The organism is Bifidobacterium sp. LCP19S3_E9, from assembly GCF_052121135.1.
Classification (GTDB): Bacteria; Actinomycetota; Actinomycetes; order Actinomycetales; family Bifidobacteriaceae; genus Bifidobacterium; species Bifidobacterium thermacidophilum.
The window spans coordinates 15,955-39,294 of sequence record NZ_JBQKEV010000015.1; the positions used below are offsets into that span (position 1 = coordinate 15,955).

The 23,340-nt window shown below is 60.3% G+C and carries 17 protein-coding genes; 11 read left to right on the forward strand and 6 right to left on the reverse strand.

The genetic code is table 11. The features are described 5' to 3' along the window. Nucleotides 1–93 precede the first annotated feature (93 nt). The 5 genes from glgB to ACTQYB_RS07835 all read left to right on the forward strand — a co-directional run bounded on the left by glgB (nucleotide 94) and on the right by ACTQYB_RS07835 (nucleotide 6,358). Nucleotides 94–2,322 (forward strand): 1,4-alpha-glucan branching protein GlgB, encoded by a 2,229-nt coding sequence (glgB, locus tag ACTQYB_RS07815; protein ID WP_044098461.1) that lies wholly within the window; start codon nucleotides 94–96, stop codon nucleotides 2,320–2,322. A gap of 13 nt (nucleotides 2,323–2,335) precedes the next feature. Next, nucleotides 2,336–3,091 carry a response regulator transcription factor gene (locus ACTQYB_RS07820; protein WP_033505423.1) on the forward strand — a complete coding sequence of 252 codons (756 nt, stop codon included), beginning with the start codon at nucleotides 2,336–2,338 and terminating at the stop codon, nucleotides 3,089–3,091. Beyond that, nucleotides 3,091–4,221 carry a sensor histidine kinase gene (locus ACTQYB_RS07825; protein WP_441482365.1) on the forward strand — a complete coding sequence of 377 codons (1,131 nt, stop codon included), beginning with the start codon at nucleotides 3,091–3,093 and terminating at the stop codon, nucleotides 4,219–4,221. Before ACTQYB_RS07820 ends, ACTQYB_RS07825 begins: the two co-directional genes overlap by 1 nt. 183 nt (nucleotides 4,222–4,404) lie before the next feature. Next, a complete protein-coding gene (locus ACTQYB_RS07830; protein WP_441482366.1) occupies nucleotides 4,405–5,034 on the forward strand; it encodes a LexA family protein in 630 nt (209 codons plus the stop codon). 7 nt (nucleotides 5,035–5,041) lie between these two features. Next, on the forward strand, nucleotides 5,042–6,358 hold the full coding sequence (locus ACTQYB_RS07835; RefSeq protein WP_441482367.1) for a Y-family DNA polymerase: 1,317 nt from the start codon (nucleotides 5,042–5,044) through the stop codon (nucleotides 6,356–6,358). Between the two features lie 284 nt (nucleotides 6,359–6,642). Here the strand turns inward: ACTQYB_RS07835 and ACTQYB_RS07840 are convergent, their stop codons facing one another. Together ACTQYB_RS07840 and ACTQYB_RS07845 are read right to left on the reverse strand one after the other, a co-directional pair. Then, nucleotides 6,643–7,011 (reverse strand): ComF family protein, encoded by a 369-nt coding sequence (locus ACTQYB_RS07840; RefSeq protein ID WP_441482368.1) that lies wholly within the window; start codon nucleotides 7,009–7,011, stop codon nucleotides 6,643–6,645. A 678-nt stretch (nucleotides 7,012–7,689) separates the two neighbouring features. Beyond that, nucleotides 7,690–8,502: an HAD-IIB family hydrolase gene (locus tag ACTQYB_RS07845; protein WP_441482369.1), complete on the reverse strand. Its 813-nt coding sequence runs from the start codon at nucleotides 8,500–8,502 to the stop codon at nucleotides 7,690–7,692. Between the two features lie 68 nt (nucleotides 8,503–8,570). Here ACTQYB_RS07845 and ACTQYB_RS07850 point away from each other — a divergent pair, with 68 nt between their 5' ends. Next, on the forward strand, nucleotides 8,571–9,002 hold the full coding sequence (locus ACTQYB_RS07850; protein ID WP_033493203.1) for a metallopeptidase family protein: 432 nt from the start codon (nucleotides 8,571–8,573) through the stop codon (nucleotides 9,000–9,002). A 7-nt stretch (nucleotides 9,003–9,009) separates the two neighbouring features. Here ACTQYB_RS07850 and ACTQYB_RS07855 read toward each other — a convergent pair whose 3' ends face one another. From ACTQYB_RS07855 to ACTQYB_RS07865, 3 genes are read right to left on the reverse strand one after another with little or no spacing between them, the layout of a single operon-like run. Next, complete coding sequence (locus tag ACTQYB_RS07855) at nucleotides 9,010–10,566, reverse strand: DUF5719 family protein (RefSeq protein WP_441482370.1); 1,557 nt, start codon at nucleotides 10,564–10,566, stop codon at nucleotides 9,010–9,012. After that, the gene (locus ACTQYB_RS07860) at nucleotides 10,563–13,709 is read right to left on the reverse strand and encodes a glycosyltransferase family 2 protein (RefSeq protein ID WP_441482371.1); all 3,147 of its coding nucleotides are present in this window, start codon (nucleotides 13,707–13,709) and stop codon (nucleotides 10,563–10,565) included. The genes ACTQYB_RS07855 and ACTQYB_RS07860 overlap by 4 nt, the downstream gene beginning before the upstream one ends. 30 nt (nucleotides 13,710–13,739) lie before the next feature. Beyond that, nucleotides 13,740–14,054, reverse strand: coding sequence for a WhiB family transcriptional regulator (locus ACTQYB_RS07865; protein ID WP_239646873.1), 315 nt, complete (start codon nucleotides 14,052–14,054; stop codon nucleotides 13,740–13,742). A gap of 301 nt (nucleotides 14,055–14,355) precedes the next feature. On the opposite strand from ACTQYB_RS07865, the gene ACTQYB_RS07870 reads away from it, so the two are divergent. From ACTQYB_RS07870 to ACTQYB_RS07885, 4 genes are all read left to right on the forward strand, one after another. Further along, on the forward strand, nucleotides 14,356–15,756 hold the full coding sequence (locus ACTQYB_RS07870; RefSeq protein ID WP_441482372.1) for an LCP family protein: 1,401 nt from the start codon (nucleotides 14,356–14,358) through the stop codon (nucleotides 15,754–15,756). 64 nt (nucleotides 15,757–15,820) lie between these two features. Continuing rightward, nucleotides 15,821–17,122: an LCP family protein gene (locus ACTQYB_RS07875; RefSeq protein ID WP_441482373.1), complete on the forward strand. Its 1,302-nt coding sequence runs from the start codon at nucleotides 15,821–15,823 to the stop codon at nucleotides 17,120–17,122. A 458-nt stretch (nucleotides 17,123–17,580) separates the two neighbouring features. Next, nucleotides 17,581–19,458 carry an FtsK/SpoIIIE domain-containing protein gene (locus ACTQYB_RS07880; RefSeq protein ID WP_441482374.1) on the forward strand — a complete coding sequence of 626 codons (1,878 nt, stop codon included), beginning with the start codon at nucleotides 17,581–17,583 and terminating at the stop codon, nucleotides 19,456–19,458. Between the two features lie 66 nt (nucleotides 19,459–19,524). Continuing rightward, nucleotides 19,525–19,803 carry a WhiB family transcriptional regulator gene (locus ACTQYB_RS07885; protein ID WP_015450379.1) on the forward strand — a complete coding sequence of 93 codons (279 nt, stop codon included), beginning with the start codon at nucleotides 19,525–19,527 and terminating at the stop codon, nucleotides 19,801–19,803. An 827-nt stretch (nucleotides 19,804–20,630) separates the two neighbouring features. On the opposite strand, the gene ACTQYB_RS07890 is transcribed toward ACTQYB_RS07885, so the two are convergent. After that, nucleotides 20,631–22,124, reverse strand: coding sequence for a sensor histidine kinase (locus ACTQYB_RS07890; protein WP_441482375.1), 1,494 nt, complete (start codon nucleotides 22,122–22,124; stop codon nucleotides 20,631–20,633). Between the two features lie 103 nt (nucleotides 22,125–22,227). Between ACTQYB_RS07890 and trhA the strand changes: the two genes are divergently transcribed. Further along, on the forward strand, nucleotides 22,228–23,124 hold the full coding sequence (gene trhA, locus ACTQYB_RS07895) for a PAQR family membrane homeostasis protein TrhA (RefSeq protein ID WP_321046096.1): 897 nt from the start codon (nucleotides 22,228–22,230) through the stop codon (nucleotides 23,122–23,124). Nucleotides 23,125–23,340 lie beyond the last annotated feature (216 nt).

A 23,340-nucleotide genomic window follows, 5' to 3' on the forward strand; every position in this document is an offset into this window, starting at 1 on the left:
GAAACACACGACACAGCGGGACTTTTGCGCAAATAGCGAGTAGTCTCATAGTATGACCACTACGAACACGAGAGAATCAATGGAGATGTCATCATGTTTACTGTAGATCAAGGAACACTGGACGCCGTCAGCAACGCAAGCTATTACAACCCCCATGAGGTGCTTGGCGGGCATTTCGCACAGGATGACGAGCGCACCGTGACCGTGCGGGTCCTGCGTCCGCTGGCATCCAGCGTCGACATCATCACCGAGGAGGGCGGCAAGCGGGTCCGTCATGCCGCCGAGCATGAGCACAACGGCATCTTCCGTGCGACCGTCCCCGCAATCGAAACGCGTGACGGCTGGGGTGTGCCGGACTACCGTGTGGCCACCACCTATGAGAACGGCGAGACCCTCGTTGAGGACGACCCGTACCGGTATCTGCCGACTGTGGGCGACCTTGACATGTACCTGTTCGGCGAAGGAAGGCATGAGCGGCTCTGGGAGGCGCTCGGCGCGCGCGTCATGCGTTATGACGACCCGATGGGTTCCAATGACGGCACCAATGGCGAACAGCTGGTCGGCACCGCGTTCAGCGTGTGGGCACCGAACGCCCACGCCGTGCGCGTCGTCGGCAACTTCAACGGCTGGGACGGTCGCAAGCACGCCATGCGCGAACTGGGTTCCTCCGGCATCTGGGAACTGTTCATCCCGGGTGTGCAAGCCGGTGAAGTCTATAAGTATCAAATCCTCAACGCGAACAACGAGTGGGTTATGAAGGCTGACCCAATGGAGCGTTCCCATGAGGTTCCACCGGCCACGGGCTCCATCGTGGTCGATTCGCAGTTCGAGTGGGACGACAAGACGTGGATGGACCACCGCAAACGCACCAACCCGCATGACGGCCCAGTCAGCATCTACGAAGTTCACGCCGGCAGCTGGAAGAAAGGCATCAAGAACTACCGCGAACTCGCCGACCAGCTCGTCGACTATGTCGCCAAGGAAGGCTTCACTCACGTTGAGTTCATGCCGCTTGCCGAGCACCCGTTCGCCGGCTCGTGGGGCTATCAGGTGACCGGATACTACGCCATCGATTCCCGTCTCGGCGGGCCGGACGATTTCAAGTATCTGGTCGAGAAATTCCATGAGGCCGGCATCGGCGTCATCATGGATTGGGTTCCGGCGCACTTCCCCAAGGATGCCTTCGCTCTCGGTCGCTTCGATGGCACACCGCTGTATGAGGATCCAGATCCCACCCGCGGCGAACACCCGGACTGGGGCACGTACATCTTCAACTTCGGCCGCAACGAGGTGCGCAACTTCCTCGTCGCCAACGCCTGCTTCTGGCTGGATGAATACCATATCGACGCGCTACGTGTCGACGCGGTCTCCTCGATGCTCTACCTCGACTACAGCCGCAAGCCCGGCCAGTGGCATCCCAATATCTACGGCGGGCGCGAGAACCTCGAAGCCATCGACTTCCTCAAGGAAGCCAATGCCACGGCGTACAAGAACAACCCTGGCATCATGATGATCGCCGAGGAGTCCACCGCGTATCCGGGCATCACCGCCCCGACGGACCAAGGCGGCATCGGATTCGGCCTCAAGTGGAATATGGGCTGGATGCACGACACGCTGCAATATCTGCACGAGCAGCCCATCAACCGCAAGTGGCATCACAACGAGATCACGTTCTCAATGGTCTACGCCTATTCGGAGCATTATGTCCTGCCGATCAGCCATGACGAGGTCGTGTACGGCAAGGGGTCGCTGTTCGGCAAGATGCCGGGCGACGACTGGCAGCGATACGCCGGCGTGCGGGCACTGTTCGCCTATCAGTGGGCCCACCCGGGCAAGAAACTGTCGTTCATGGGCAACGAAATCGCCCAATACGGCGAATGGGACCACAACGGATCGGTTGACTGGGATGCGCTCAACTGGAAGGAACATCGCCAAATCCAGCATCTGGTCGCCGATTTGAACGCCATGTACAAGGCGCATCCGGCGCTATGGAGCCAGGACTTCGATCCCGCCGGCTTCCAGTGGCTGACCAGCGATGACGCCGATCACAACACGCTGAGCTTCGTGAGGATCGGCGCCAAGGGCGAACAGCTCGTCGTTGTTGTCAACTTCTCTGGCGAAGCGTGGGAGGACTACCAGGTGCCACTGACGAGCGGCGGTCGCTGGCGCGAAATCCTGACCACCGATGACGAGCAGTACGGCGGTTCCGGCATCCACAACGGCGAATTCGAGGCCGACGCAGGAGCCTATCATTCCCGCGATTGGTCGGCGAAACTCACTATTCCGGCGTTGGGAGCGGTATTCTTGGAACCAGAGAACTGAAAGGCGGTCCCATATGCTCAACACTTCCGCACGCCAGAACCCCAAGAAATCACGCACGATTCTGGTCGTCGAGGATGAACCCGATCTCGCCACTGCCATAGCGCAGCGCATCACCGCGAACGGATGGACGGCACGCGTCGCAGGAGACGGCGCGTCCGCCGTCCGTGCGGCAAAGCAGCTCAAGCCTGATCTAGTCATCATGGACATCATGCTGCCCGTTATGGATGGCATCGAAGCGACGAAACGCATCGTCGCCGAACGTCCTGTCCCGGTGTTGATGCTTACCGCCCGCGATGCCGAATCGGATAAGGTCATGGGACTTGGCGCGGGCGCCGACGATTACATGACCAAGCCGTTCTCGCCGCGCGAACTCATCGCTCGCTGCGAGGCTCTGTTGCGCCGCGTGGAGCGCGCCACCATCATCGCCAAGAACCTGGAGAACGAGAAGATCCTCGACTTCGGGTCGCTGGTCATCGACCCGCGGCAGCGCATCGTCACGCTCAACGGCGAACAGGTGCACCTGACACCCACAGAATTCGATCTGCTTGCAACCCTCGCACGCAAGCCGAAAACCGTGTTCAAGCGCGAGAAACTGCTTGAAGAAGTCTGGGATTGGCCGGATGCTTCAGGCACCCGTACCGTGGATTCCCACGTCAAGGCCCTGCGCCATAAGCTCGGCTCGGAAATGATCCGCACAGCGCACGGTGTCGGGTACGCCTTCGAACCGCCGGAGCCCAATGAGAACGATACCGAAAGCGAGACCCGCTGATGACTCACCAGTCAGATTCGCCCCAGCCCAGTCAATCTTCGAAAAAACGGCCGCGGGCGAACCGGCTGTTGGATAGTGGACGGCCTATCGGCTTCTTCTCATCGCTAAAGTTCGAATTGTCCGTCCTGATTGTCATTTCCACCGCCATCGCATTCGTGATGGCATGGTTCCTGCTTAAAGTCGGCCTGACCGGATGGGTGGCCATGCCGATTACGCTCGCCGTGGCCTTGGGCATCACCTATTTCTTCTCACGCGGGCTGACAACGCCTCTGCGGCAGATGCGCGACGCCGCGGAAGCCATGGCGGAAGGCGACTACACCGTGCGTGTGCAGACCGGTACGGACAGCAACGATGAGATCGGCATGCTGGCCAGATCGTTCAACGAAATGGCCGAGGAGCTTCAACACGCCGACCAGATGCGCAATGATTTGATTGCGAACGTCAGCCATGAGCTGCGCACACCGGTTTCGGCACTGCAGGCGATGCTTGAGAATCTCGCCGACGGCGTGGTCGAACCGACCCCGGCGAATATGGAGAGCATTCTCAACCAAACGCATCGATTGAGCGATCTGATCGCATTCCTGCTCGATCTGTCCCGTATGGAGGCAGGCGCGGCGAGCCTGCAAATCGAGCGGTTCAATTTCGCAGATTTCATCGACGAGACCATCGAGCCTTTGGAAATCGCGGATTCCGGTCATGCCCACACCATCGACATGCATGTGCCTGACGATCTGACGATGGAAGGCGACCAGGACCGGCTGCGTCAACTGTTCACGAATGTCATCGGCAACGCGCTCAAGCACTCCCCCGACGACACGGCGGTGTTGATTGAAACGCACGAAAACAAAACCAACGACACCATTGTGACCAATGTGGTCAATTTCGGTTCGCAGATTCCGGTTGAGGCCAGAAGCGATATCTTCCGGCGTTTCGTCAAAGGCAAAACCGGCCCCGGCACAGAATCGGGCGGCACTGGGCTCGGACTGTCCATCGCGCGGTGGGCCGCCCAGCTGCACGGCGGCACGGTGCGTGTCGTGGACGACCCGCGCGGTGCGGATTTCGAAATCACGCTGCCCAAGCATCATATCCAGGCGGATGTTGCCAAGTCTGCGCGTAGTGGGGACGCATAAGGGCGCTAGCATTGGCCGACGCGGTGCATTCGGCGCATTCTGTGCCTCCGATGCATTCGGCATATTCGGTCAACGCATTCACGTATTCGGCGGGTGTCGCGGTTGGTTCCGCGGCACCTGCCGCTGTTTGTCGTGGCTATCCGACATACTGAATTCGAACATATGTTCGAATGGAGGTATGTGATGGTCGTCAGCATCAGAACACGCCAGCCGGGCATCACCGGCGTTGACACCGGTGATGCCCGGCTGTCAGATGTCATTTCCTCGATTCACCCGGCATCGGAATCCCCCGTACCGGTGCCACAGGCACTTGAGGCGGTACACGCCGGCTTTCCCTCGGTCGCGCAGGATTATTTCGATGGCGACTTCAGTCTTGACGAACATATCATCATGCACCCGGACACCACGTTCATCGTGACCGTGGCAGGCGATTCCATGCAAAACGCGGGTATCTGGGACGGCGACTTGCTGGTGGTTGACCGTGCGCTCGATCCGCAGGACGGCGATGTGGTCGTTGCCGTCCTCGATGATGAGCTGACCGTAAAGCGACTGGTCATGCACGGGCATACCCCGGTGTTGCACCCGGAAAATCCCGCGTATCCGGATTTCATCCCCTCACCCGACCAAGACCTGCTGATTTGGGGTGTGGTGACAGGGAACTACCATTGGCAGCGTAAAACAGCGCAATGCCACGCGAAACAACCAGTCCCGTCGGTCACCTATCCGGGAGCGAAATCCAGCGGCGGCGCAATCGTCACTCCCAAGCATCCGGGTGCCTACCGGCACGGAGGGTGGGGATCGCGCCATGCCTGACCCCTGTGTGCAAGAGCATCCAATTGTGCTCGCCGACGCCAATAACTTCTACGCATCCTGCGAAGCCGTATTCCACCCGGAGGTAGCCGGGAAGCCTCTTGTGGTCCTGTCGAACAACGACGGATGCGTGGTCTCCCGGTCGTACGAAGCCAAAGCGCTTGGCATCGCCAACGGCACGCCATGGTTCACCATCCGCCAGGAGGCGGCATACGACCAGGTCATCGCCCGGAGCTCCAATTACGAGCTGTATGGCAGCCTGTCAAGGCGCATGATGTCTATCATGTCGGGATTCCTGCCCGGACAGGAGGTGTACTCCATCGACGAATGTTTCATGCATTCGCCGTGGGACAGCGAGCGGACACGCCGAATCGCCGCCGTTATGCGGCGAGCCGTATTGCAGGGAGTAGGCATACCGGTGAGCATCGGCATCGCCCCTACCAAAACTCTGGCGAAAATCACGAACCATTGGGCCAAACGGCATCCATCGTCCCACGGGATTACCACATGGGGCAATTTGTCGCGCGACGACCAAGGAACAGCCGTGCTTTCGTCCATCGAAATTGACGATGTCTGGGGCATCGGCAGAAGACTGGCTAAACGTCTGCACGGCTTGGGCATACGGCAGGCCGCGCAACTGCGCGATCAGGATCCGGTCAATATGCGCAGGCGCTTTTCGGTGCAACTTGAACGGACGATTCTGGAGCTGCGGGGCATACCGTGCATCGCGGATGACAACGACGCAACCGGAGGCAAGCGCGACTGCCAGATATTATGCTCCCGTATGTTCGGCACCCCGATCCTTGGCGAGGAAGGCCTCAGACAAGCGGCGTCCGTATATGCCCAGTACGCCTGCAGGAGGCTCCAACGGCAGCACAGCCTGTGCACGCGGGTTTCAGTGTTCTGTGCCAGCAGTCCTTTCAGCAAGCATGATCAGTACTCATCGGTCTGCGGCAGTATCCTCCTGCAAGACCCGAGTGACGACCCGGTCATCATATCCGCGGCAGCCAGGCAGGCGCTCCACGGCAGAATCACCCCTTCGGTGCGTTATGTGCGGGTTGGTGTCATGCTCACCGGATTAGTCGATGCCGCGTCCTATAGCACTCTGCCTGCCCTGGGTGCGCAGACAGATTCTGGTCTGAGTGAGGCGTTCGAACAGGTCGCCAGAAGATTCGGTCCGGCCCACGTAGGCATCGGTTTCGCAGGCATCCGGGGAGACGGCAGAAACAACGGCGATACCGGAGCCACATGGGCCATGCGGCGCGAGATGCTGTCATCGCGTTGTACCACGCGTTGGGACGAGATGCCGGTCGTGCGTGCCGACTGACAGACGGACTGCCGACTGGCAGACAGACTGCTGCCGTAACACACCGCGCTCCACAAACCGTCTACGCAAACAGCACCCTCAGCGTCACTGGTTTGTGAAGCAATACAAACCGGTGACGGAAACAACGGGCTCAGCGTAGACAGAGTTTGTAAGGACACACAAACTAGCGACGCGTAGACACTGCTCAACGTAGATAGATTGTGAGGAGCGCACTGTGGTAAGGTGCGCTGTGATGAAGTATGGGCTGGTGCGGCTGAGGGATGATTCTTGGTGCGAGTCAGCAATCAGCTGACACGCGACGAACCACCTCGGGGCGGCGTATCCGCCAAGGCGATTGCGGCAGAGACATGGATTCCAGCGGCAGCAAGCACATCGGCGCATCCGCGCAATGTGGATCCGGTTGTGATGATGTCATCCAGCAGAATCACCGTCCCGACATCCGCATCGCGGCAACCCATATCATGTAGACAACCATCATGCAACCGACCGCGCACACGGAACCGATCGCCCATGCGGTCATGACGCTGCTGCGCGCTGGACAGGCTGACCGACCGTCCCCCGTGGCGCGCGACTATCAGCACATCGGCGACCACGGCATCGTACCCGTATTCCCCACATAGCAGACGACACACCGCATGCGACAACACAGTCATATGTGGTCTGCCGCGGGCCCGAACGGACCGTCCGGATGAAGGTACTGGGACAAGCATCACCCGATGACCACTGCCGACGCTCGAGACACCCGAGGCACCCGAGTCGGCACCAATCCTGCCCAGCATCATATCGACGGCAAACGCAAGATACCGGGCGAACACAGTATCGCATTCCCGATCATCATGGTCCTTCCATGCAAGCACCGCCGACCTTGCCCGACCCGAATACCGCGCACATGCGAGCGTACCGCCGGGGAGGCCCGGAAACTGCCGGGACGGCCACACAGTAAACAACGCCCGGCAATCGGCGCACAACACCGAATCGGGTTCGCCGCACCCCGCACATCCGCGCGGCAGCACAACCATCGCGAACGGGGATGACAACAGGCGGGAAGCCAAATCACGCAATCGCATGCATCCGACTGTATGCGAACGCCACGCGGCGATGCCAGCCCGTACGACGCATGTGGTCAGAAGTTACGACTGCGCCGCTCCCCAAAGCATCACATCACACAATGCCGCACGATGCACACAATACGCAGCACAACATCACTGCATCAGACCATCATGATGCCCGCGCCGCATCACAGCTCGGTAAGGCACGCCGCACGACACAACTAGGCTCATGCTCCAATGGCACAAGTACCTACCGGCATCCGGCAAAAGTCCACCGGTGATTCACGCCACCACAGGCAGACGGTGAATAAGCTCACCGCACACCTCAAGGGTCTCCTCCGGCCCCGTGACACGAATGGCAATCGTTCCGGCGTTGACGGCAGGGTAATCATTGCCGTCCGGATCCATACGGTCGCCGAGATAAATCATCTGCGACACGTCGATATGCAGCGCGGTCGCCAACTGCCGGACGGCATACGCCTTATCCACACCGCGCAGCGAGATATCAACGCTTGTGGACCCGCCGGATCGGACCGCCAAATCAGGCACATCGGCGCTGACAGCCTCGGCAAGCCGGTTCTTCTTCTCATTGGTCGGATCCCAGGATTCCTTCGCTGCAATCGGCGCGAGCTGCCCCAAGGCAGAGAAGGTAATCTGGCTGCCGCGGTCTTCGATGCGATCGCCCCACACGTGGTCTTCCCAAATGCCTTGTTCCTTAGCGTGTCGTTCCAGCGAACTGATGGCGGCCTGCCGCTCGGCGACGCTGAGATTATGCTCGTACACGCACTCCCACTGCGTGCCGTCCCAGCGGTAGTAGCGGGTTCCGCTGGTCGGCATCAAATGCATGTTGGCTTTGCAAGCGCGATCGTCCAACATATCGAGAATCTGGCTGCGCACCAGGGCGAACCTGCCGCCGGTGACAATCGCCACCGGCAGACGGTGGGTCAGCGCGGTCAGGCAATCCGCGATTTGCGGGGAAATCGGTTTCTTCGACCTGGCGAGCGTACCGTCAAGGTCGAAGGCAATCGCTTTCGCTTCGGACGCCACTGCGTCGAGATCAAGCTGCTGCCATGCATGGATCGCTGTGGCGTTCATTGTTCCTCCTTGCCGAAATGCACCCTGCTATCCTAGCTCAATCCTTGCCTCGACATACAGTTGACGACATGCTGCGAGCACCTTGGCAATTACACGTATACCGCAACAGGCACGGCCGCGGAAGCCGTACCCCGATGTTCGGGGTAAGAATGCCCCGGTACCGGACGAAAAGCGGCATGTTCGACGATATGGTCGCATCCCAGTTGCGCCGGCTGCACGGAGCATGGCCTCAATTGGTGCAACCCGTGCAGTTTGCCGTCGAGGACGTTCCACCGTCCGATCCGGCACCATGGCAGGCGGACCCGGATTTATGCTCCCAATGCTTCCCCGCCGGGCGCGGCACGCCAGCACGCATCGTCCTGTACCGCATGCCAATTCAGATGCATGCGCGCACCCGTATGGACCTGCAGTTCGCGATCCGCGACGAGCTGGTCAGCCGTCTCGCTGAGCTGTATGGCCGCAGACCTGAGGAAATCGACCCCGATTGGGGGCTTGATTAGCGAACGGTCAGTGCACGATGCGCTGGTCGTTCGCCGTCAGCACTTCACGGCTCTGTGGCTCCAACGATGATGCCGGCAGATATGCTGCCTGTGCCACCTTGTCTGAAGACAGCGCAGTCTGCGACAGTCTCGCGCCCCACACCATGCTCTTGCCTGCACGGCATGTGAGCATCTGGGTACCGGCGCCGATATCTTCGGGATCGACCGACACGCCGGTCGTGGCATCCACCTGAATCTTCTTGCTTCCCGTCGCCTTACCGGACGCATCGAAGCCACGCACCGTGACAGTCTGGTCATTGTCGGACAGATTGACCAGTTGCAGGTTCGCTGATGTTGATGATGGGATGACCAAGCCTGAGGCCTGCTGTCCCGACTCTCCGGGGACGAACGCGAAATCCGCCTGTCCGGAACCACTCTGGCTGACTGTCGCCTGTATGTTGATTTCGGATGTGGCGTCGGCGAATAAGCCCAGCGTACCGTCTGGGGCGTTGCCGAGATCGACCGCGGTGACCCTGTTGCCGGGTACGGTAACCGTTTTCGCCTCCACGCGGCCTTCGTCGGTTACCCACGACAACGTCACCGTGGTACTGCGCTGTGCGAAGACGAGGGCAGTCACAGCATCGCCTTTAACCACTCCGGGCATGGCCTGGGTGAGCGCCGCGGCCTGAAGCGGGAGAACGACATCCGATCCCTGCGGCTTCAACCCCTGCATGCGAATCACTTTCACGACGGACGAAATCGGTGTCTCCTTGCTGGACACGGTGACGTACACGCCCTGCTGTCCGGGCGCGGCAGCGGCGATATCAAGGATCGCCTGACCGCCTGCGGCGACCGTCAACGTGCTGGACGTGGACAATGACAGCTTCCCCGCATGTTTCGTACCGTATACGGTCACATCAAGTGACGTAGACTTCTGCGAAGGATTGGACACCACGAGCTGCTCGGTGACACCAGTCTGCGTCGCAGGCAGCAGGAATGTGTCACTCAGGGCGGTCGGCACGCATGAAGCGGCCGACATACCCTTCAAATCCCCCGATGTTGCCCACGACGCCATCGAGCCGATCACACCGGTTCCTGATTTCGCCTCAAGCAGTTTCGCATCAATGTATTGCGCGCTCTTCGTGACGTCGCCGGCGAGCGTCTTCACGTTCGCGGAATCCAGCAAATCGCTGTCGGACAGCTCGCCGGGCTGCGCATCGTCAGCAACCGGATAATCGTAGACATCGGCACCATACACGGAACCGAAGGCCGCATACAAGGCGGAAGACGCGATGTTGCCCGCGGTCGCCTGGTATTCGCTGTCCCCGAAATTCTCGTCATCAGCAAGCGTCATCTGCTGCGGACACAACAGACCGTATTGCGTCTGGCTGACATGTTGCACGGTCCTCCCTGACGTAACCGAAGGCGAATCGACCAACCATCCGGCGGGCTTGAGCACAATCAATGCGGCAAACGCCGCAAGGATGACCACCATAGTCAGCAGAGCCACAAGGACGCGACGGACCTTCGACGCGGTGTGACGGCCCGACCCGCCACGCTTACGATTGGATAGCTCCTGACTCATGCTTCATCCTCCTCGTCATCGCTCATCACCTTGGCGCCCGGACGAGGCAGGGCGACCAGACAGTATGCGGCGATGAGAATACCCATGCTCCACAGCCATACGTAACGCCATCCGCGCGCCTGCAATCTGCGCTGCGCCGAGGTGCTGACGTGCTGAGTCGCGGTTTCGGTTGCGCCGGCGACACGGTAGTAGGTGCCGCTATCCGCGCTGACGACGGTCTGCACGCCGTCGCACGCGGTGATATTGGCGATCAACTCCCCTGTCGCAGTCCGTGCAGCGCGGTTCGAGGTGTTGGGAACCACGTAAATGCCGCCGAAGCCCAGCTGGCTGATCGCCGCGATGGCATCGTCATCAGAACCTGATAACAACGCCGCGCTCGCCTGGGCGAGGGTCTGGTATGCGGCATCACGCTCCCCCGACACAAACTGGGCCCGCAACGCAGGCGAAGCGTCAATCAGGTCGCCTTTGTCGGTGCGCAATATCGAATAATTGACTGAATTGTCGGTCTGGGCCTGCAAGGCGAGCACGCGGTAATCGCTGTTCTTCGCCAGATAATCTGTGGCAACCATCGGCAATCCGCTCGTGCTGCCGCCGATATGCTGGCTGGGAGACACCAATGCTGCGAAACCGCACCATGTGGCGGCAAACGCCAGCATCACAATGACCAGCAGGGCACGTGCGGCACGAGTCAAGGCCGTCGTGCGACGGGATTGTTCAGGACTTGCATGAACAGCGCCTTCTTCGGCACCAAGAGACGTCTTCAACGGGCGGAAACGCTGTACAGCCCCTCCCGCGACCAAGCACAGGCAGGACAGAAACGCCACCATGACCAAGGCCATGCCCGGAAGCACGGAACCGGCCACCTGGCCGTCGGCGTCAACCGCGATGGCCACGCGGGACGATGCCAGACACAACACCGCTCCGCACACCGCGACCACCCACATCATGCGCGACACTCTGAGCGCAAACGGCAGGAACAACGAGACGACAGCCAAGGCGGCCACGACGGCAAGCACCACAACCGAAGCGACATGCAACGCGGTCTGCGGATCAAGCGAGCTTAAGTTGCCACTCCCGCTGATGCCGAAAGTCCTGCGGGCCACATCGACCAGACTCAACGCCGTCGGCGAACCATTCACACTGCGCACAGGTATCGCAATATCGCCGAACAGCTGCCGCCACATGCCCTGCGTGCCGTTATGGATGGCATTGAGCAGGGTCGGAGCAACGGCGAATCCCGCGGGGAACGGGATGAGCAGCAGCATGGCACGATGCTTCGGCACCATCATGAGGAACACGATGAACGCGACGACCAAGGCAAGCAGCGTCTGCGGCTCTGACAGTACAACGACGACAAAGCACAAGGCTGCGCACGCCGCAGCCTGAATCGACGCCTTCGGCTTGATCGGGTCCTCGGTGTGGTACATACCCACGGCGCGGAACACGAAGGCGAATGCAGCGGGCAGGAAGACCATCATGGTCAGCATCGCGAGGTTCCCGGATTGGTACAGCCCCATCGCTGCGGCGAAGGAGACCCACATCAGCCCGCCGGCGATACGTACCGAGTCGGAACGGGTGAACACTCCCGCCAGCGCCCAGAACGACAATGCCGCGAGCGGCGCAGACGCGCAGTACATGATGCTGACCGCCGTGGCGACATGCCCCAACGTGAACACTGAAGCGACCATGAGCACCAACAGCCACGGCGTCGGTGGTGCTGCGCGACCGACACCGCCGCCAAACACCCATTGTGTTGTTGCGGAATCAACAAGTTGGCGCCAATTTGCGCCGGTGGCCAACCATTGGTCCGAATACAGCGTGCCACCGGAGGCAAGGGAACGCACCAGCGACCATTGCGAGCCGATGAGCAGGCACAGCACCACCACGGCCATGAGTATCGCCCCGGTCCACCGTCGGATCAGACGGGTGCGCAGATGCGACTTGGCCAACGGGCTGAGCAAAATCACATGGCGTTGGCTGTCCAAGGCGTGTCGGCGGTCACGCCAGCGCGCAATCTGCTGTCGGTCAGCAACCAGTTGCTCCAGACGGGATTGGGATACTTTGCTCTGCCGGGCGACCAGACGACGAGCCTTGAGAGCACGAGGGAAGGACACGAGCGCGGACCACGGCATCACGAGCTCGCACAGTGCATCATACGGTTTTTTCGCGAACAGTTTCACCACGGCACGCCCAATCGCGGCGGGCAGGCTGCACAGCCACCAGACCAGCCACCACAGCATGCGGACATCCGTATACGCGTAGCGTTGTTCGGCGCGCATCCGCGCCATCGACGCATGCTGAGGTTCATCCTCATCAATGGGCATACCCGAATGGGTACGGATACCTTCGAATCTTGCGCGCCGATGGGCGATGCGCGCACGGGGCACGACGACGACACGCCCACCGCTGAGACACACGCGACGGCAGAAATCCGCGGATTGCGCGAAGGTACCGAACCACGATGAGATGCCGTGGAGCATACGCAACGTATCGACGGGAACCAACGCACCGGCGAGTGACACGGCGAAGACATCCTGTCTGCCGTCGTACTGCTCTTGGTCGGGCTCGCCATCCACGACCAGCGAATACAGGCGGTGGTGGCCGGCGTACTTGCCGACATCATGAAGGTTCTGTCCCAGCCAATCGAGCTGTTTGGCCCCCAGAATTGAAGCGGTCGGTGCGTTGTGCCATGTCTCAATCAGCGATTCAAGGCAGATATTGTCAGCCGGGCGGGAATCATCATGCAACATCCACAGGCCGCGGATTCCTGCATCGAGCCGTGCCGCCTCGACAGCCTCCGAAACGGCTTGTGCAAAGGATTTTGCAGCCGTAACCGGAACGATGCGCACGGACACCTGCTTGGTCTGCGGCAACCGCATCGCAGGTCCGGCAGGCATGGGAATCACATCGAATGAGGTCTGGAGAGGCCGTGGCAGCGTTCCCGTGCAATCAGCGATGACCACGACCCCCGGCAGCACGCTCTGTGCCAGCACGGCGGACAGGGTGGACGGGAAAAACCTCCTGTCTTCCTCGACGGTGATCACCGCCGCCACGGAGTCGTCAACGTCCTGGCTGTGCGTGTATGTGCGCGACGCCAGGACATCTCCCACCAACTGTTCGATGCCGCTGCCTGTCAAATCCATAGTTCCAGTGTACGCAAGGGGGTGAGAGCGTCACGCCCGACGACGTTCCTTCTTGTAGCGGCGACGCTCCCGCTCGCTCATTCCTCCCCAGATGCCGAATCGTTCATCATGGTCGACAGCCCAGTCGAGACACTGTTCACGTACTTCGCACAATTCGCATACCTGTTTAGCGTCGCGTGTCGAACCGCCTTTTTCAGGAAAGAACACCTCGGGGTCGGTTTGCGAGCATAAAGCCCTGTTGCGCCACGACAGCCCGTCGTCTTCGTCAAAAATCCCCCAGGTCGCATGCAGCGAGCGTGAACCGGCGGCACCATTACCGTCGTGATCCCGTGACTCACCCCACATATCTCCTCCTTGGTATATCGAGTATCACTGCCTTCCAGCATATACACAGAACCGCCGATGCTTCAAGCTTTTATGCACCCTTGCTGCCATTTCGTGGGCATGGCGAGGGCATTCCGCGTCGTCTAGACGGGGCCCGCAACCCGGCGTCACGGCTGATCGAAGAGCCGTTCGGGGTGCAATGTCGGGGGAATAGTGTGAATATGAAACGTTTCATCACCCTGATGGTCTACAATGACTTGGTCTAGAAGAACAAATCATCCAAGTTCGGCCAAGGCTGACGGCTCATAGGAAGGTTCCAAGCGTGACATCCCATCGCAGCAACCCCAAGCTTCCCAATCTCAATGGTTGGAATCAGCCCAAGCCCCGCCACAGCTTCGGGTACCGCACCCGGCACCAGGCTCGTTCCGTGGTCGTCAGCGTCGTCGCGGCGGCCTTGGTATTCGTCGGCAGCGCCGCCGCAATGACGTGGTACGACATCAACCATGTCATTGACGACAACACCATCAGCATCATCCCGCAGAAGTCAGGGTCCACGCAGAATACCGTCGTCGATCCCAACGCCGGCCAGACCATCAATATCCTGCTGCTCGGGCAGGATACGCGCAGCGGCGAAGAAAACAAGGCGTTGGGCGGTCCGGGCGAGGCGGAGAACCATCAGTCGGACACCGCAATGGTGTTGCAGATCAGCGCCGACCGCTCATACATCAACCTGGTGTCTATCCCGCGCGATTCCATCGTGAACGCCCCCAGCTGCCAGACCAGCAAGGGCACGATTGCGGCTCGCTATGACGTGATGTTCAACTCGATTTTCGCCAACGCGTATGCGAAAGGCGGCGACTTGGCCTCCGCCGGCAGCTGCACCTTGGCCGCGGTCAATTCGCTGACCGGACTGGACATTAAAAACTTCGTGGTTGTGGACTTCGCCGGTATGCGGGACATGGTCGATGCGCTCGGCGGCGTCGACCTATGCATCCCCGTCGCCACGAAAGATGTGACCACCGGTATCGATCTTCAGCCCGGTATGCAGCATCTCGATGGCGGGACGGCGACCGAATACGCCCGCATGCGCCATGGGACCGGCACCGATGGCTCGGATATCATGCGTACGACACGCCAGCAGTACCTGATCAAGGAAATCATCAAGGAAGCACTTTCCAAGAACCTGTTCACACAGAGTTCGCAGCTGTATCAACTGGCCAAAACCGCGCTCAAGTCGCTCAATATCAGTTCCGGTCTTGCCCATGCGTCCACGTTGGTGGGCTTGGCGATGAGCCTGAAGAATCTCGAGCCATCCCATCTGTATATGCAGACGATTCCGGTGACCTCGTGGTCCAAGGACATTAACCGCGTCGTCTGGGCTTCGAACGCTGACGACGTGTGGGAGAAGCTGCGCAAGGAGGTGCCGCTGACACAAGCCGACGACACCACGTCCAAGACTTCTTCCGATTCATCCCCCTCCCCCAGCAGCTCGGACACCCCAAGCTCCTCCGACCCTGCATCCGCATCCGCAACGCCGACTGAGACCGTCGACCCGAAGACCGGCCTGATCACCCGCGCCGACGGCACACTGATCGACCCGAACACCGGCGGCATCGTCAACAAGAAGAACGGCACCATCACCGACCCTACGACAGGACAGTATCTAGGCATCGCCGACCGGTACCTCAATGCGACAGTATGTGCGGTTAATGCGCAGGAATGACGGAAATCCGTGATAATACGTCCGCGCTGAGTAAAAGTAGCACCGTATTCGCACAGGAGGTCGTATGTCACAAGGATCATCGCAGTGGGAGGCTGGCGGCAGCCAACCGCCGAGCTTCTTGCCTGCGGGGACCCCGAAACACCGAGTCCGCACCCCGTCCGCCCCGGCGCAGCCGGCTACAGGACAGGTCGTACCTCCAAGTTTCTCTCCGGCACAAGGACGTACCTCTGGTTCGCGTGCGGCATCATCCGCACCACGAGCAGGCGCCGCACAGTCCGTTCGACAATCCGCACGCGTATCCGGCGGATCGTCCCGCAACGCCACGAACAACGAGCATGTGATGGAACCCAGCGCCAACGATATCCGGCGTCCTTCCAGTTCACGAGGCTCTTCCGGCCCGACACGACCCCGTCGTCACATCAGTGCAGGCCGTGTGTTCTCCAGGTTCATTGTCGTGCTGTTGGTCGCAGTCATCGTCGCAGGAATCGCGGCCTATAACTGGGTCAACAGCAATCTCAGCAAATCCGCATGGCTGAGTGATATGTCCAGTGGACAGGCGACGTCGTGGCTTATTCTCGGCTCCGACGAGCGCGACGGCTCAATCAACGAATCCTCTGGAGATGTCCCCGGAACCCGCACCGATACGATTCTCGTACTGACCAAACCGAAAAGCGGGCCGAGCTCGCTGATCTCCATCCCCCGCGATTCGCGCGTGAAGGTCAATGACAAGTCCATGAAAATCAACGCCGTATACGAGCTATATGGCAAGAAGAGTCTGGTTGGCGCAGTCGAAAACATCACCGGACAGAAAATCGACCATGTCGCCATGGTGAAATTCGGTGGCGTGCAGGACGTGGTCAATGCCTTGGGTGGTGTGGAACTGTGCTATGACAGCACAGTCAACGACGCGAATTCCGGGCTCGTATGGCGAGCAGGATGCCATGTCGCAGACGGTGGGACCGCGCTGGCGTTCTCACGTATGCGCTACTCCGATCCCCAGGGTGATTTCGGCCGTGCCGCACGGCAGCGCCAAGTCATCGCCGCGATTATGAAAAAAGCAACATCACGAAGCACGCTGACCAGTTTCTCGACCACGTCGAAGGTTGCGAAAACAGCCTTGGCTTCGGTAAGCGTGGATGACAAGACGACGCCGACCACCCTGCTGGCCATGGTGATGGCGTTCCGTAGCGCCTCGAGTTCCAAGGGCATATCAGGCAGTGTCTACTGGACCGATCAGGGATATTATGTGGCCGGCGTCGGATCGTGCGTGCTGCTTGACGATGACAAGAATCTGCAACTGTTCAGCGAACTAGCGGCCGGAACTCACGCTTCGGGCAGTGTCGGGACGCTCGCCGAGGCCTCCTGACGGGGGTTCGTGCCGCGTATCGTCGGCGTTCTCTGTGACGCATAAGGCATCGCACAGGAACGTGTGAAGTCCTCTCCCCTTGCTGGGCCACTCGCGCACTCGGGCACACACGCGAACTCGAGCATTCGGGCAACTCGCGCACCATCGAGTACTATCGTCCAATTGAAGAGCGCCGGTGAACAGCGTTATCGCATTGGCTCGTGTCCGCGTCATCTTTCGTCCACATTTCTCCGGGCGTCTAGACGACACGCCGATTGCACCTTCATACTATCGATATGACTTTAGGTTCTCGATCATCAACGCATGTTCCGCAGCAATCAGCTCGGCCGCGTCAGCGACACCGACTTGCGCTACAGGGCAATCGGCGACGGCAGGCGCACCGTCGTGCACCTGTGCAGCACCATCGCCGGATCCTCATCGCATGCAGCGCCCTGGCGCCGGCCGCCACGCAATGCACGATGGCGATCATCATGGGGCTGGAAGGACGCTGGATGTTCATTCCTATGGCAATCCCGGGGTTGATAGGTTGTCTTGCCTCCGCCATATTGGCGATTGCCGGACGCGATGCGGACGAACACGGCGATATCGACACGCAGGCGCATGCCTCCGACGATGCTTGCGTGACTGCCCGGTCTTCGCCCGAATTCCCGACAGGAAACGGCGCTCCCCCGCCCTCCGAACTTGATACGCCCGAACCGTTGGAAACGCTGCTGGGGCTCGACCATGACCCGATGTTGTGGCGTACCATCGTGCGCACATGGGCGCAAGGGTCGGATTCATTCAGTCCCGGGTCACGCGGCCGACAGTCGCATGGCCCGGCCGCCCAAAATCATGCCCAACACAGGCGTGATTCACCGCATCTCGACGTGCCAATCGGCACATGCGGAACCGGAGTCTTCACACTTGACATCGCCAGACAAGGTCCGCATGCGCTAGTCGCCGGCACCACCGGTTCCGGCAAATCCGTGGCCTTGCTGGTCTGGTGTCTCGCGCTTGCAGCGAGGAATCCGCCCAGCCGAGTGAACTTCGTGTTCATGGATTTCAAAGGCGGTGCCACATTCCAAGGGCTTGCCGACCTACCGCATTGTGTGGGCAATGTCTGCGACCTCGATCTGGCTCACGCGGCCAGGGCGTTGCTCGCGTTGGAGCGTGAGCTACGGCGGCGCGAACAGCTTGTCGCCTCACAGGGCTGTTCCAGCCTCGCCGAGCTCGACGATCCACCACCCGCACTGGTCATTGTCATCGACGAGTTCCACGCGATACGTTCGTTGCTGCCCGATTATCTGGAACGGCTGACCCGTGTGACCTCACTGGGCAGGTCGCTGGGTATGCATCTGATCGCCTGCACGCAAAACCCGCTCGGCCAGGTCAGCGCCGAAATGAAAGCCAATATGCGGCTGCATCTGTGTCTGCGCGTCAACGACGCCGTGCAATCGCGCGAGCTGCTCGATTCCCCGGTCGCACAGGCCATCAGCCCGTCGTGCCCGGGAGGGGCCTATCTGTACGATGGCGAAGCGTTGCAATCATTGAGGTGCACAACCCCTGTAGATTCCCGACGTCTGATTCGTCATATCGCAGCCGCAGGACTGTTTCTGTCGCCGACGCCCACGCCCATGCTGTTCACGCCTCCGCTGCCGGAACACCTTGACCGCATGCCGGACAATCTGACGGTTGCCGACCATGGCAACGGAAGTATGCGAACCGAGCGCCCCGACCGGGTGATCATCGGTATCAAGGACGACGGGGTCGTCTGGCACCCGGCATCCATTGACGTGTCGTTGGGCAATATCGCGATTATCGGCAGGCCTCGGAGTGGGAAGAGCAGTCTGCTCGATGTGCTGTGCGAGCAGTCGCGGATAATTGGCATCCACGTCATCTGGTGGGCGGTCGGCGCCGACGGTGCGCGGCGTGAACAGCGATTCGCCGCGTTGAAGCCGTCTCGGGGGCCGGCACGCAAACTCATCGTTGTCGACGACGCCGACGAACTCGCCGACCCGCTGTCCACCGACCCATATGCCGACCGATTCCGACGGGCGCTGCAATCACCCGATGTCACCGTCGCCTTCGCCGCGGGGTCCCTGCGCCATATCAGGGTTCCGCAGGATGCGCCGACACGCGTGGTCTTCCCTACCGGCGATCGCGTGCATGATCTCGGGCTGGGCATTCCCGCCCCCGTGCTCGCCTGCATGCAGCAGCGTGATTTCACCAGCGCCGGTCGCGCGGTGGTACTTGACGGGCCGAGTGCGAGACCTGTACAATGCTTGCGCTATCAAGTAGAATGTTTGCGTTATCAATCTCCACACGACGATGACATTTCTCTGGGCCAAACCTCTTGAAAAGTCCTCGATTTCGTGATTATCTGGTAGTGGACTTGATTAAGACATGAAGGAAGGCAACAAGCAATGAGCAGTGCTTATGATTGGCGGGCAAAGGCCGCATGCCGCGACAAGGATCCGGAACTGTTCTTCCCCGTCGGCAACACCGGTGCGGCCTATCAGCAGATTGAGGAGGCGAAAGCCGTCTGCCGTACCTGCAAGGTCATCGACGCGTGCCTCAAATGCGCGCTTGACACCAACCAGGATTACGGTGTGTGGGGCGGTTTGAGCGAGGATGAGCGTCGCGCGTTGAAGCGCCGCGCAATGCGCGCACGTCGTTCGCAAAACATGCAGATGCAGATCTGATTGCCGCGGGCAGCCCGTCTTATTCGTAGTGGGGCCGGTCATCGATTCGGATGGCCGGCCCCACTACGATTCTGCGGTATGGTATCGGCAAAATCTGCAATATCTGCGGTATCTGTAGTATCTCGTGGAGTCTATCTCACCTATGTGTGTGCGCTGACTCCTGATACACGCAGCAGCGTCGTGGACATGCTGCGGATCGTACTTGCGATATCGAGTATCACCGCACACACATAGAGCAGATATAGTCCGCGAGGTACTACAGTCAGACGAGATGCGCGATTGTCGGCATCGCGGATCGGCACCTTATCGGTGTCGACTCCCGCATGGGCCACGGGCGGCCAAACGGCCGAGGCTGGATTCGATCCGCGGTGGTCTCGCACTGGCGCAGTCCCAGAGATGACAGAACCCCACGCCGGCAGAATCCCGCACTCCATGGGAGATTACGGCGGAATCGGTCATCCGGAGATAATCTCCCAGGCCAATCCGGAAGTTCTTCAACGTGACGCATGTTCCGACATGATCTCCCGAACAGCAATGGCGAAATTCCGCGGTTCTGCGATTCAGCCTTAAAACCCAATCCGGGAGGTTACCGTCCGAAACCCCGGATTCGGCAAACTCCCGGCGAAACCGGCAGATTACACCGAAAGAACCAAGCGCCGAAAAAACTCCCACACATCCACGGGAATTGCGCCAATCCAGCTGGCTGTGCGGCAATCTCCCGGACTGGGCTTTTGGTACCGCATCCCGGCCTCAGAACGTCAGAGTGCCAGCGTCTGAGGCCAAAACACCTGAACGTCAGGTAGCCGAAACACCAACACGGCACAAGATTAATTCTGCTCGGCTTGGGCCGCCCTGAGATTGATGCTCACAATGACCTTGGTGCCACCCTGCTCGCCCGGCTCCCAGTGGACGCTGCCGGCGAAGTCGTTGGTAACAAAGGTATTGATGATCTGCGTGCCGAGCCCGGACCCCGAGGATTTCGCCATCCCGTGTTCCTCCTCGGCTTCAATGCCAGAACCGTCATCTTCAACCGCGATATCAAGATGCGTGCCCGTTCGCTTCGCGCGAATCAGGATATGACCTTGCTGGCGGCCCTCGAACCCGTGCTCCACCGCGTTGGTGACCAGTTCGGTCAGCACCAGGGACAGCGGGGTCGCATCCTGCGCGGGCATAAGCCCGAACGAACCGTCGAAATCAATGTCGATACGTTGGTCGCTCATGGTGGCCAGATCGATGCTCATCTTCAACAGCTTCGAAATCACCTTATCGAAGTCGACCATCTCGTCCGCTGTCTGGCTGAGGCCTTCGTGGACCATGGCGATGGTCTGCACACGGCGCTGCGCCTCCGCAAGTTCCTTCTTGACCTCCTGCGATTGGGTCTTGCGCGCCTGCAACCTGAGCAACGCAGAGATGGATTGCAGATTGTTCTTCACCCTGTGATGGATTTCGGAGATCGTCGCGTCTTTGGTCTGCAGTTCAACGTCCCGACGGCGCAGCTCGGTGACATCACGGCACAGCACGATGGCGCCCGTCCGGCCGTTGGCGTCGTACAGCGGCAGCGACCGCATGGACACCGCGGAACGATTGGCTTCAAGCTCGGAATCGACCGCCGCCTTGCCGCTCAAAACCAACGGCAGGCTTTCAGGGACTGTGTCGTTCGTATGCAGCAGCTGTGTACCGACCTCGCTCAGATACTGGCCCTGCATAGTGGTCAGCGAGCCGAGACGGCGGAAGCAGCTCACCGCGTTGGGCGAAGCGTATCGCACGATGCCGTCGACGGTAAGAATGATGAACCCGTCGGCGACACGGGCGTTGTGCCGCTGGTTCATCACCGGGTCATGATACGGGAACTGCCCGCGCGGAATCATCTCGTACAGCTGTTTGCCGGCGTTGATGCTTTCGGACTCATAACGGCCGTTGGATTCACGCGTCGCCATATTGGTCTCGCGCACAACCAGGCCCAAGGTCTTGCCCTCGTAGCGGACCGGAGCGTACACATTGCACACCGTCGATTTGCCGATGCTGCGCATCACGGTCGAGCGGAAAATCGACGTCGCGCGCATCGCGGCGTCCAGCTCGCCGTCAAGTTCACGGTCGACTTCCTTGCCGACAACATCCTCGCTGCGCAAGGTCATCACCGTGGATGGACGGCACTGGTCGGCGACGACATAGCGGCCGTCCGGCATCGGTAATATCAGCAGCAGGTCGGCGAAACTCAGGTCGGCGATAACCTGCCAATCAGTGACGAGCTGGTGAAGCCATTCGCGATCGGCGCCGGTGAAGTCCGGGCGCATCGCGAGGATTTGCGTGAATACTGCCATGCTCCCATAATACGCACCATGCACATCCCGGCGGTGTCAGATTGACAAATACTTCGCTTACGGTAACGTAGGTTACGTTAGCGTAACCGAGGATGTGAGGCAGATGACAACACCAGAGGAAGCCGCCATCGAAACGAATCAGTCGCAGCAGCGCGATACGGTCGCGCAGGCCAGACAACGCGAAATGCACGCGAAAGCAAAGGCGATCCGCGCCAAGGCGCAGGCGAAGGCGGACCGTATCCGCAGCAAAGCGGACGCAAAGGCCGAACACAAGCTCGCCAAGGCCGAGGCGAAGGCCGCCAAACTCGAAGGAGTCAGCGTTCCGCAAATCGCAAAGAAGGTGCGCCTGGACGTCCACGGCAGGCCGAAACCGCTGATGCGCGGCTGGCTGCACGCCTTCGCTTCCCCACTGTCCTTGGCCGCCGGGATCGTCCTGATCTGTCTGGCGCACGGCACCGGCCTGAAATGGGCGTGTGCCGTGTTCATGACCTGTTCCCTCGCGCTGTTCACGAATTCGGCGGTCTACCATCTGGGCGATTGGTCACCCAAAGTGACCAACGTGCTCAGACGCATCGACCACGTCAACATCTTCCTGCTCATCGCCGGCACCTACACCCCGGTGTCCTTCGCCTTACAACCACGTATGCGTGACCTCATCATTGTGAGCATGTGGGTGTGCACGGCGATTGTCATGATCATCCATGTCATCTGGATTAACGCGCCACGTTGGCTGTATGTGCTCGTATACATCATCTTCGGAGTCTCCGGGGTAGCTTACATGGGCTTGTTCTGGATTTCCCCGGCGGCGGGTCCTGCAGTCGTGGTATTGATTGCCTCCGGCGGGCTGTGCTACATTCTCGGCGCGATTGTGTACGCCCTACGCAAACCCGACCCGTGGCCGAAAGTGTTCGGATTCCACGAGATCTTCCATCTCGGCACCATCGCAGGGTACGCCTGCCATATGGTGGCAATCTACATGGTGATCTGTAATCTGCGGTGACGCTGCCGGCCGGCGTATTTCACGCCGCTGTGTGAGCTTCCGACCTATCAGACGCGTGCCTGACATGCCTCACGGCACGTAGAATCGGACGATGGTCGCATCAACCGCATCAAGAAACGTCAAGATATGGTTGTGGGGGGGGGGGGGGGGGGGGGGGGGGGGGGGGCGGCCGGGCATGGGGCCCCGACGGCCTCCCCCTCCTCGCCACGCGCGGAC